This window comes from Roseomonas sp. TAS13, from assembly GCF_001950415.1.
GTDB lineage: Bacteria > Pseudomonadota > Alphaproteobacteria > Acetobacterales > Acetobacteraceae > Roseomonas > Roseomonas mucosa.
The window spans coordinates 1-11,187 of the sequence record NZ_BDLP01000138.1; the positions used below are offsets into that span (position 1 = coordinate 1).

Consider the following 11,187-nt stretch of genomic DNA (forward strand, 5'->3'; position numbering starts at 1 on the left):
GATCTTGGATCGGGGCTTGGCGGGGCGGGATCGGTTGGTCCGGGCTTTGAGGCGGCTGGGTTTGGGTGCGCCGGGTTTGACGGGACCGGACTTCGCGCCGGTCCTGGCGGCGGAGCCGGTACGCGCCGCGGCGACGACTCCGGTGGCGGGTTCGCCCTTCACCCCTGCCCCGGCTTTCGCTGCGCTGGCCTTCGCATCGGCCCTGGCTTCGGCCCGGGACCCCGGATTCGGGGGGATCGGGGTGGCGCTGGGTCGTGCGGCGGCTCTGGTTTCGGCACGGCTTTCGGACCTCGTGCGGGTCGGGGCGGCGGGGATGCCTTCGGAGCCGGCGTAGCGCTGCAGGCTCGCGCCCGCAGCGAGGTGCGGGTAGGCCTCGGCACCCTTGGGCCAGGTCTTCGCGAAGGCGGCGACCTCGGCCTGGTCGTGGGTGCGGATGGCCTGGACCAGGGCGGCGGCGGCCTGCGCGGGACGGAGGCGGTCGCGGCGCAGCAGGTCCAGGTGCCATTCGCGGGCGCGCAGGGGGCACCAGTCGACCAGCGATTCCTGCAGGGCACGGCGCACCTCGGCCGGAAGTTGCTCATAGGCCTGGTAGGGATCGCCCTTGAGCCGGCTGCGGGGCTTCATGGCCGTGCTGTTGTCCATGCGCGGGCTTCTACCGGAGGCGGGCGCGGCGGGGAATCGCGGCTTTCATCGCCGGGGGCTCGGCACCCATGCAGTGCCGTTGGGGCGGGGTGCCGCGAGGCTCCATCCGTCCATGGGGGCCGTCGCTCCGGTAGGTGAAGCCGCCGGGCCTCCACGACCATGGCGGTGCGTGCGGGGGCAGTCTCCGGAGCGCGCCCTCCGGCGCCGTGCGACGGGGGCGGCGCGGGATGGCGGTGCCGGGTGGGCAACTGGATCGGCTTCCGTGCCGATGCTAGAGAGGCGGCTGCTGTGTAAGTCAGACCTTTCCCCAGGATCAGGACCTTCCCATGCCAGCTTTCCGCACCCTCGACACGCTCGACCCCAAGGGCAAGCGTGTCCTGCTCCGGGCCGACCTGAACCTGCCGGTGCGGGACGGCAAGATCTCCGACATGACCCGGATCGACCGTCTCGTGCCGACGGTGAAGGAGCTGGCCGACAAGGGGGCGAAGGTGATCCTGTGCTCCCATTTCGACCGGCCCAAGGGCAAGGTCGTGCCGGAGATGTCGTTGAAGCCGATGGCCGACGCGCTGAGCAAGGCGCTGGGCAGGCCGGTGGCTTTCGCGGGTGACTGCGTGGGCCCCGAGGCCGAGGAGGCGGTGGCGAAGCTGTCGGATGGCGACGTGCTGCTGCTGGAGAACACACGCTTCCATGCCGGCGAGGAGAAGAACGATCCGGCGCTGGCGCAGGGGCTGGCGAAGATCGCGGATGTGTATGTGAACGATGCGTTTTCCGCCGCGCACCGCGCCCATGCCTCGACCGAGGGCGTGGCGAAGCTGCTGCCCTCCTATGCCGGGCGGCTGATGCAGGGCGAGCTGGAGGCGCTGGACGCGGCGCTGGGCAACCCGTCGCGGCCGGTGGTGGCGATCGTCGGCGGCTCCAAGGTCTCCACCAAGCTCGACCTGCTCGGCAACCTGTCGAAGAAGGTGGATGTGCTGGTGATCGGCGGCGCCATGGCGAACACCTTCCTGGCGGCGCAGGGTCATTCCATGGGCAAGTCGCTGCAGGAGGCGGAGATGCACGACACCGCCCGGCAGATCATGGAGGAGGCGGCGAAGACGGGCTGCGAGATCGTGCTGCCGGTGGATCTCGTGGTGGCGCCGCGCTTCGAGGCGAATGTGGCCACGCGGACGGTGCCGGTGGATGCGGTGCCGGATGACATGATGGCGCTGGATGTCGGCCCGAAGACGGTGGAGCTGATCGAGGACAAGCTGCGCTCCGCCTCCACCCTGGTGTGGAACGGGCCGCTGGGTGCCTTCGAGACGCCGCCCTTCGACACGGCCACCGTGGCCGTGGCGCAGACCGTGGCGGCGCTGGGCGCCTCGGCCGGGCTGAAGTCGATCGGCGGTGGCGGGGACACGGTCTCGGCGCTGCGCCATGCGGGGGTGATCGACCGCATGACCTATGTCTCCACCGCCGGCGGCGCCTTCCTGGAATGGCTGGAGGGCAAGACCCTGCCCGGCGTGAAGGCGCTGGAAGCGGCCTGAGCCGTCGCGGAGCGGGGGAACCGGTGGGGCCGGGGCGGGATGACCGCCCCGGCCTCTTTCGCTTTGTTTCCGGTCTCCCGCCTTCCGGCCCATGTTCGGTTATTGCGGGAATCCCGCTGCGTGTTACGGTCTCTTGCGAGACGCTCTTCATCCGCTATCCTGCGAAGCATTCGCATCTGGCCCCCGGCCCTCGTCATGGAGGGTCGGCCATGGCCTGAATGTTTCGTGCATCCGGTTTGCCGAGGGGGCGCTGCCGCGCCACCTGAGCCACGCCCGGATGCCAATACTGGGCGTGGGAGAGGGCAGGGTTGCGGTCCGGCATGGATCGAGGCCCGGTCCGGGGGGACTTTCCTTTCCCCGCTCCGGCTGGTGCGGTGCGTGCCGGGCAGGGCAAACTGTCCGGTGCGCGCCGCCCATGCCGGCCTCGGCTCCGCGGCCGCCCTTGCCGTCAGCCGCGTTCCCTCAGTAGCCGCGCCCGGGATCGACGCGGTTCGGCAGGGGGTTCCCCTTGCGTTCAGCCCGCAGGTTCTCGAACAGAATGTCCAGCGTGCGGTCGTTGTAGACCAGCGGGTCGTCCGCCGACATGTGGGGCGTCACGAACAGGCCCGGCGTGCGCCAGAGCCGGCTTTCCGGCGGCAGCGGCTCCGGCACCGCTACATCGGTCAGGCAGGCGGAAAGGTGGCCGCTTTCCAGCAGGTCGCAGACGGCATCCTGGTCCCAGACCGGGCCGCGCGCGATGTTGACCACCCCTGCCCCGCGCGGCAGCCGCGACAGGCGCTCCCGCGACAGGATGCCGCGCGTCCGTGGGGTGAGCGGGCAGGCCAGGACCAGCATGTCGCAGCGCGGCAGCACTGAATCGAGCGCCTCCTGCGGGAAGGTCTCGTCGCAGTCCGGATGGGGATCGCTGCCGTGGCGGATGCCCAGGACCCGCATGCCGAACTGCCGCGCCCGGCGGGCCGTGGCGCCGCCCAGCGCGCCCAGGCCCAGCACGCCCAGCGTGGCGCCGGCCAGGCTGGGGGCGAGGCGCGGCGCCCAGCGTCCCTCCCGCTGGCATTCCGCGAAGAAGGGGATGTGGTTGCGCAGCATCAGCAGGGCCATGATGGCGAACTCGCCCGCCTTGTCCCCATGGGTGCCGCGGTTGTTGAGCATCGCCACGCCCTCCGGCAGCCAGTCGAAGGGCGCCAGCCGGTCCACCCCGGCCGAGGTGAAGGACAGGATGCGCAGGCGCGGCGCGCGTTGCCGCAACGGCCCCGCGCGGAGGGGATCGCCGGGCAGTCCCGTCCAGGTCACCAGCACCTCGGCCTCGCGCAGCCCTTCCTCCAGGCCCCGGGGGTCTTCCGCCATGGTCATGGCGATGCCGGCCATGTCCGGGTGGCGCGCGATCGCCGCCGCCCACTGGGCCGGGGTGATGCGGAGGTCGGAGGCGGGGGGATTCTGGATGTGGAGGCGCATCGCCCCCGAATGCCAGGAAGCGCCGCGACGCGCCACCGGCCGGCGGCCGATCCGCGGGGCCCATCGCCGCCATTACGAGATATGATAACGCCCCGGATGGCGTGGCCCCCTCGCCCGGTCCAAGTCTGCGACCGGGTTTTCCCCGAGGAGACACGGCATGACCAAGGTTCTGGTCCTCTACTACTCGATGTACGGCCATATCGAGACCATGGCGCAGGCGGTGGCCGAGGGCGCGCGCGGCGCCGGGGCCGAGGTGACGGTCAAGCGCGTGGCCGAGATCATGGACCCGGCGGCCTTCGCCGCGGCCGGCGGCAAGGCGGATCAGGCGGCGCCCGTGGCCAGCCCGCAGGAACTGGCCGAGTACGATGCCATCATCGTCGGCAGCCCGACCCGCTATGGCCGGCTGACCTCGCAGATGGCGCAGTTCTGGGACCAGACCGGCGGCCTCTGGGCGAAGGGCGCGCTGATCGGCAAGGTCGGCTCCGCCTTCACCTCCACCGCCAGCCAGCATGGCGGGCAGGAGACGACGCTGATGGGCCTGCACACGATGCTGTTCCACCACGGGATGGTGCTGGTCGGCCTGCCCTATTCGGCGCAGGGGCTGGTGACGCTGGACGAGGTGAGCGGCGGCACGCCTTACGGCGCCTCCACCATCGCCGGCGGGCAGGGACAGCGGCAGCCTTCCACGAACGAGCTGGAGCTCGCCCGCTTCCAGGGCGCGCATGTGGCGAAGATCGCCGCGAAGCTCGCGGGCTGAAGCAGGGGACCGGGGGCGGGCCTTGCCTGCCCCCGGCCGGCTGCCGCCTCAGGCGAAGCGGATCACCACCTTGCCGAGATGCGCCTGGCTTTCCAGGTGGCGATAGGCGGCCTGGGCTTCCTCGAAGGGGAAGACCCGGTCGATCACCGGCTGGATCCGGTGGAAGGCGACGGCGCGGTTCATCGCCTCGAACATCTCGCGCGAGCCGACGAAGACGCCACGCAGGTCGATGGCCTTCTGCATGACCGGCAGCGGGTCGATCTGCCCCCCGGTCAGCACGCCGATGAGGTGGACGGCCCCGCCCACGCGGGTCGCGGCGATGGATTTCGGCAGGGTCCCTGCCCCGCCGACCTCCACCACATGGTCCACGCCCCGCTTGCCGGTGAGCGCCCAGACCTCCTTCTCCCAGTCCGGGTGGGTGCGGTAGTTCACGCCCTCGGCGGCGCCCAGTTCCTTCGCCCGCGCCAGCTTCTCGTCGGAGGAGGAGGTCACGATCACCCGCGCCCCCGCGGCATGGGCGAATTGCAGCGCGAAGATCGAGACGCCGCCCGTGCCCAGCAGCAGCACCGTCTGTTCCGGCCCGACCGGGCGCAGCGCGGTCAGGGCGTTCCAGGCCGTCACCCCGGCGCAGGGCAGGCAGGCGCCTTCCTCGAAGGACAGGTGTTCCGGCAGGTGGACCAGCCCCTCTTCCTCGAAGAGCACGTACTCGGCCAGCACCCCGTCGATGGAGCCACCCAGGGCGGTGGCGCGGTAGGATTCGTCGGGCGGCCCGGCGATCCAGCCCTGCATGAAGATGCCGGCCACCCGGTCGCCTTCCTTCACCCGGGTCACGTCCGGCCCCACCGCCGCGACCTCGCCCGCCCCGTCGGACAACGGCACCAGCCCCGGCCGGACCTCCGTCTTGCCGTAGCGGCCGGTGGCCACCAGGAGGTCGCGGTAGTTCAGCGAGGCCGCCCGCATCCGCACCAGCACCTGCCGGCGGGCCGGGCGTGGCGTTTCCAGGGCGGTGAGGGTGAGGTCCTCGATCGCCCCGGCCTTGGGCAGATGATAGGCGCGCATCGTCGCGACTCCCCGTTCCATGCGGGGCCCGCCGGCCCGATTGCCGGGACCCCGCTCCGGAATGGGGGCCGGACGCCAGGGTTTCAACCCGGCACCGCCTTGCCCGCGCGTCAGCGGGCCGAGTCGTTGCGCCGTTCCGGGGGACAAGGCTTCACCTTTTCCCCCGGTGGCCGGCCACGAAGCGCGGCGCGGCCGGGAGGCGCCGCTGCCTGGGTCAGCCTTCCAGGGCCGGGGCGGCGTCCTGGACGTGCAGCGAGGCGGAGACCGTGCCGTTCCAGCTTTCCGCCCGCAGCGTGCCGCAGAGATGCAGCGGCAGGCCGCCGGAATTGAGCAGGAGGTGCGCCAGCGGGCCTTCCTTGGCGCGGAAGCAGACGGCCTTCAGGCGCCCTCCCCCCTCGCCTTCCAGGAAGGCGCGGACGGTGCCGCCCTCCCGCCCCACGCGGTCGGCGCGGACGATGCGGGCGCGGCGGATGGCGAAGACCGGCTCCTCGTTGCCGGGGCCGAAGGGCGCCAGCCGCCCGCCCTCCGCCGCGAAACCCGCCGTTGCCGCCTGGACGCTGATCGTGCCCTCCACCGACAGGTCCGCCGCGGCGGGCAGCGCGTTGGCATGGCCCAGACGCTCGTGGAGGAAGGCGCGCACCTCCTCGATCCGCCCCGCCTCGAAGGAGAAGCCGGCCGCCATGGCGTGGCCGCCGCCGGTCAGCATCAGGCCGGACTGCCGTGCCGCGATCACCGCCGCGCCGAGGTCCACCCCCGGCACCGAGCGGCCCGAGCCGCGCGCCAGCCCCTCGGCCAGCGAGGCCACGAGGGTCGGGCGGTTGAAGCGTTCCTTCACCCGCCCGGCCACGATGCCGACCACGCCGGGATGCCAGCCCTCGCCGCAGATCATCAGCACGGGGCTGCCGGCCTCGGCCTGCCGCTCCGCCTCGGCGAAGGCGCCGGTCAGCACGTCGGCCTCCACCTCCTGCCGCCGGCGGTTCACCTCGTCGAGCCGGGCGGCGATGGCGCGTGCCTCGACCGGGTCGTCCAGCAGCAGCAGGCGCAGCGCGAGGTCGGGCTCGCCGATCCGGCCGGAGGCGTTGATGCGCGGCCCGAGCACGAAGCCCAGTGTATGGGCGGTGGGGGCCTCCTTCACCGCCGCCATCTCCAGCAGCGCGGCGATCCCGGCATGTTCGCGCCGGGCCATGACCTTGAGGCCCTGCGCCACCAGGGCGCGATTCAGCCCCACCAGCGGCATCACGTCGCAGACCGTGGCCAGTGCCACGAGGTCCAGCAGCGCCAGCAGGCGCGGCTCCGCCCGGTGGGCGAAGAAGCCGGTGCGGCGCAGCGTGCGCAGCAGCGCCACCGCGGCCAGGAAGCAGACGGCGGCGGCGCAGAGATGCCGCAGGCCGGAGGGGCAGTCGAGGCGGTTCGGGTTCACCACCGCCGCGACATCGGGCACCGGGCCCTCGGACTTGTGGTGATCGAGGACCACCACATCCGCCCGGCCGCGCGCCGCCTCCAGCGCCTCATGCGCCGCGATGCCGCAATCGACGCAGACGACCAGCGTCGCGCCCCGGTCGCAGAGCCCGGCGATGGCCGGCCCGTTGGGGCCGTAGCCTTCCCGGATGCGGTCGGGGACGTAATGCGTGACCTCGCAGCCCAGATCCCGCAGCACGCGCACGGTCAGCGCGCCGGCGCAGGCGCCGTCCACGTCGTAGTCGCCATAGACGGCCACATGCTCGCCCCGGCGCGCGGCATCGGCGAGCCGCGCCGCCGCCGTATCCATGTCCTTCAGGCAGGACGGGTCGGGCAGCAGCGCGCGCAGCGTCGGATCGAGGAAATCCGTCGCGGTGTCCGCGGTCACGCCGCGCCCGGCGAGCAGGCGGCCGACGATCTCGGGGAGTTCCAGCCGCTGCGCGATGGCGAGGCCCAGGCGCTCGTCGCCGCCGCGCCAGAGCCAGCGCCGGCCGGTGACGCTCTGCGCCACCCCCAGCACAGGCTCCGCCGCCACCGATGCGGCCAGCCCCTCAGGCCCCATTCCCTCAGGCAAAGAAGCTGCCGGGCTTGCGCTGGGAGTTGTGGTGGCCCTCGATGTAGCGGACCGTGCCGGTCTTGGAGCGCATGATGATGGAATGCGTCACCGCGCCGGTCTTGGTACGGCGCACGCCGCGCAGGAAGGCACCGGAGGTCACGCCGGTCGCGGCGAACATCACGTCGCCCCTGGCCATGTCCTCCACCAGGAACTTCCGGTTCGGGTCGGTGATGCCCATCTCCTTGGCGCGGGCGATCTGCGCGTCGTCCTCGTAGAGCAGGCGGCCCTGCATCTGGCCGCCGGTGCAGCGCAGCGCGGCGGCGGCCAGCACGCCCTCCGGCGCGCCGCCCGAGCCCATGTAGATGTCGATGCCCGAATCCTCCTGCGCGCAGGCCACCACGCCGGCCACGTCGCCATCCGGCAGCAGGGTGATGCGCGCCCCGGCGCGGCGGCAGGCCTCGATCAGCGGCTTGTGGCGGTCGCGGCCCAGGGTGCAGACCATCAGGTCGTTGATCGAGACCTTCTTGGCCTTGGCCAGCTCGCGCAGGTTCTCCTCGGGCGAGGCGTCGAGGTCCACCACCCCTTCCGGCAGGCCGGGGCCGATGGCGAGCTTGTCCATGTAGATGTCGGGCGCGTGCAGGAAGCCGCCCTTTTCCGCCACCGCCAGCGTGGCGATGGAGTTCGGCCCGCCGGTGGCGCAGATGTTGGTGCCTTCCAGCGGGTCCACGGCGATGTCCATCTCCGGCCCGCCGAGGCCCACCTTCTCGCCGATGTAGAGCATCGGCGCCTCGTCCATCTCGCCCTCGCCGATGACCACGGTGCCGGCGATGGCGACCGCATCGAAGGCGCGGCGCATGGCGTCCACCGCCGCGCCGTCGGCGGCGTTCTTGTCGCCTCGCCCGATCCAGGAGGAGCAGGCGAGCGCCGCCGCCTCGGTCACCCGGACCAGCTCCATGACCAGGTTGCGGTCCGCCTTCAGGGACATGCCGCTTTCGCTCATCGCTTCCCGCTCTCCTCAGAAACTCTCGATCCGGATCAGCGCCGGGGATTCCAGCACCGTCTCCAAAGCCTCGATCCGCGCGATGGCCTTGCGCATCGCGCGCTCCGACGAATCATGCGTGGTCAGCACCACGGGCACCGCCTCGCCCGGGGCGCGGCCGCGCTGCAGCATGGATTCCAGGCTGATGCCGGAATCGCGCAGCGCGCCGGTCACGTCGGCGATGACGCCGGGCCGGTCCACCACCATCAGCCGCAGGTAGTAGGCGCCGGTGCGCTCCTCCATCGGCAGGGAGGGCAGCGGCGCGAGGTCGTCCAGGCCGGCGCCCCAGACGGGCGTGTGCCGGTTGCGCGCGATGTCGATCAGGTCCGCCACCACGGCCGAGGCGGTCGGCCCGGCGCCCGCGCCGCGGCCTTCCAGCACCACGCGGCCGACGAAGTCGCCCTCCGCCACCACGGCGTTGAAGACGCCGTCCACGCGGGCCAGCGGGAAGGCGGCGGGGATCATGCAGGGATGCACCCGCGTCTCCACGCCCCGCTCGGTGCAGCGCGCCAGGCCCAGCAGCTTGATGCGGTAGCCGAGTTCCTCGGCCAGCTTGATGTCGAGCGCGGTGACGTTGCGGATGCCCTCGACATGCACGGCGGAGAAGTCCACCGGGCGGCCGAAGGCGAGCGCGGCCAGGATGGCGAGCTTGTGCGCCGCGTCCACGCCGTCGATGTCGAAGGAGGGGTCGGCCTCGGCATAGCCCAGCCGCTGGGCGTCGGCGAGCGCCTCGGCGAATTCCCGCCCGCGCTCGCGCATCTGCGTCAGGATGTAGTTGCAGGTGCCGTTCAGGATGCCGGTGACGCGCTGGAAGCGGTTGGCCGCCAGCCCCTCGCGCAGCGCCTTGATGACCGGGATGCCGCCGGCCACCGCCGCCTCGAAGGCCAGCGGCACGCCCCGCATCTCCGCCGAGCGGGCCAGCGCGGCGCCGTGCACGGCGAGCAGCGCCTTGTTCGCCGTCACCACCGGCTTGCCGGCGGCGAGCGCCGCCTCGACCGTGGCGCGGGCGGCGCCCTCGGAACCGCCGATCGCCTCGACCACCACGTCCACCGCCGGATCATGGGCGAGGGCGACAGGGTCGTCGTACCAGCGCAGCCCGTCCAGCGGGATGCCGCGGTCGCGCGAGCGGTCGCGCGCCGCCACGGCGGTCACGGCGATGGGGCGGCCGGCGCGGGCGGCGATCAGCTCGGCATTCGCGCGCAGGATCTGCAGGGTGCCCGCGCCGACGGTGCCGAGACCGGCCAGGGCGACGGAAAGGGGACGGGTCAAGCGCGCACGAGCTCCGCGGAAGTGTCGGTCGAGGGGCCGCCGTTATCGGCGGCCAGAAAGGAGCGGATGCCGCGCAGCGCCTGGCGGATGCGCTGCGCGTTCTCCACCGTGGCGATGCGGACATGGCCGTCGCCGTATTCGCCGAAGCCGATGCCGGGGGCGACGGCGACCTTGGCCCGGGCCAGCAGCAGCTTGGAGAACTCCACCGAGCCGAGATGGGCGAAGCGCTCCGGGATCGGCGCCCAGACGAACATCGAGCCCTCCGGCAGCGGCACGTCCCAGCCCGCCTGCCGCAGCCCCTTGACCAGCAGGTCGCGCCGGTCGCGGTACAGGGTGCGCATCTCGGCCACGCAGTCCTGCGGCCCGTTCAGCGCGGCGGTGGCGGCGACCTGGATCGGCGTGAAGGCGCCGTAGTCGAGATAGGACTTCACCCGCGTCAGCGCGGCGATCAGCTTGCGGTTGCCGGCGGCGAAGCCCATGCGCCAGCCGGGCATGTTGTAGGTCTTGCTCATGGAGGTGAACTCCACGGCCACGTCCCTGGCGCCCGGGACCTCCAGGATGGAGGGGGGGACCTTGTCGCCGAAGTACAGCTCGGCATAGGCGAGGTCGGAGAGCACGTAGAAGCCGTGCTTCCGCGCCATGGCCACGACCTCCCGGTAGAAGTCGAGATCGGCCAGCAGCGCCGTCGGGTTGGAGGGGAAGTTCACGATCAGCGCGGTGGGCGCGGGCACGGAATGGCGCACCGCGCGGTCGATGGCGCGCAGCATCTCCTCGTCCGGCGTGTGCGGGATGCTGCGCACCGAGGCGCCGGCGATGATGAAGCCGAACTGGTGGATCGGATAGGACGGGTTCGGCACCAGGATCGTGTCGCCGGGCGAGGTGATGGCCTGGGCGAGGTTCGCCAGCCCTTCCTTCGAGCCCAGCGTGGCCACGACCTCGGTTTCCGGGTCGAGCTGCACGTTGAAGCGGCGGGCGTAGTAGTTCGCCAGCGCCTTGCGCAGCCCGGGGATGCCCTTGGAGGCGGAATAGCGGTGGGTGCGCGGGTCCTGCACCGCCTCCACCAGCTTGGCCACGATATGCGGCGGCGTGGGGCTGTCGGGGTTGCCCATGCCGAGGTCCACGATGTCCTCCGCGGCGGCACGCGCCTTGGCCTTGGCGCCGTTCACCTCGGCAAAGACATAGGGGGGAAGGCGGCGGATGCGGTGGAAATCGTCACTCATGGGTGTAGCCCTTCGGGCCCTCGGTTCGTCGAAGCTTCCAGGGTAGCCCTCCTCGCGCCGCAGCGCGAGGCCATCGGGCAACGACCCTGCCGGAGAGCCGCCCCGTGCCCGGCAGGAGAGACCGGGGGGAGGCCACTCCGCACGGCGCCGGTCCGTTCAGGGGGTTCCCGGCTCAGGGGGTTCCCGGCTCAGGGAGTTCCCGGCTTCGGCGC

9 protein-coding genes are annotated in these 11,187 nt (G+C 72.3%); 2 read left to right on the forward strand and 7 right to left on the reverse strand.

The window, feature by feature from the left end:
- A partial coding sequence (locus ROTAS13_RS12330; protein WP_216348641.1) for a DUF6525 family protein occupies positions 1 to 642 on the reverse strand: 642 nt, incomplete at its 3' end.
- Positions 643 to 968: 326 nt separating this feature from the next.
- Here ROTAS13_RS12330 and ROTAS13_RS12335 point away from each other — a divergent pair.
- Positions 969 to 2,165: a phosphoglycerate kinase gene (locus ROTAS13_RS12335; RefSeq protein ID WP_058390124.1), complete on the forward strand. Its 1,197-nt coding sequence runs from the start codon at positions 969 to 971 to the stop codon at positions 2,163 to 2,165.
- Positions 2,166 to 2,627: 462 nt separating this feature from the next.
- Here ROTAS13_RS12335 and ROTAS13_RS12340 read toward each other — a convergent pair whose 3' ends face one another.
- Positions 2,628 to 3,617, reverse strand: coding sequence for an NAD(P)-dependent oxidoreductase (locus ROTAS13_RS12340; protein ID WP_075822493.1), 990 nt, complete (start codon positions 3,615 to 3,617; stop codon positions 2,628 to 2,630).
- Between the two features lie 157 nt (positions 3,618 to 3,774).
- On the opposite strand from ROTAS13_RS12340, the gene wrbA reads away from it, so the two are divergent.
- Entirely contained in the window at positions 3,775 to 4,374 is a 600-nt protein-coding gene (gene wrbA / locus ROTAS13_RS12345; protein ID WP_019462604.1) for an NAD(P)H:quinone oxidoreductase, read from the forward strand.
- Positions 4,375 to 4,422: 48 nt separating this feature from the next.
- On the opposite strand, the gene ROTAS13_RS12350 is transcribed toward wrbA, so the two are convergent.
- The 5 genes from ROTAS13_RS12350 to ROTAS13_RS12370 all read right to left on the reverse strand — a co-directional run bounded on the left by ROTAS13_RS12350 (position 4,423) and on the right by ROTAS13_RS12370 (position 10,975).
- Positions 4,423 to 5,433 (reverse strand): NAD(P)-dependent alcohol dehydrogenase, encoded by a 1,011-nt coding sequence (locus ROTAS13_RS12350; RefSeq protein ID WP_075822494.1) that lies wholly within the window; start codon positions 5,431 to 5,433, stop codon positions 4,423 to 4,425.
- Between the two features lie 214 nt (positions 5,434 to 5,647).
- The gene (gene recJ / locus ROTAS13_RS12355) at positions 5,648 to 7,453 is read right to left on the reverse strand and encodes a single-stranded-DNA-specific exonuclease RecJ (RefSeq protein ID WP_083755504.1); all 1,806 of its coding nucleotides are present in this window, start codon (positions 7,451 to 7,453) and stop codon (positions 5,648 to 5,650) included.
- A gap of 4 nt (positions 7,454 to 7,457) precedes the next feature.
- Positions 7,458 to 8,447, reverse strand: coding sequence for a class II fructose-bisphosphatase (gene glpX / locus ROTAS13_RS12360; protein WP_019462601.1), 990 nt, complete (start codon positions 8,445 to 8,447; stop codon positions 7,458 to 7,460).
- Positions 8,448 to 8,462: 15 nt separating this feature from the next.
- Positions 8,463 to 9,755, reverse strand: a complete 1,293-nt coding sequence (locus tag ROTAS13_RS12365) for a homoserine dehydrogenase (RefSeq protein WP_019462600.1) — start codon at positions 9,753 to 9,755, stop codon at positions 8,463 to 8,465.
- Positions 9,752 to 10,975 (reverse strand): LL-diaminopimelate aminotransferase, encoded by a 1,224-nt coding sequence (locus tag ROTAS13_RS12370; protein ID WP_019462599.1) that lies wholly within the window; start codon positions 10,973 to 10,975, stop codon positions 9,752 to 9,754. Before ROTAS13_RS12370 ends, ROTAS13_RS12365 begins: the two co-directional genes overlap by 4 nt.
- Positions 10,976 to 11,187 lie beyond the last annotated feature (212 nt).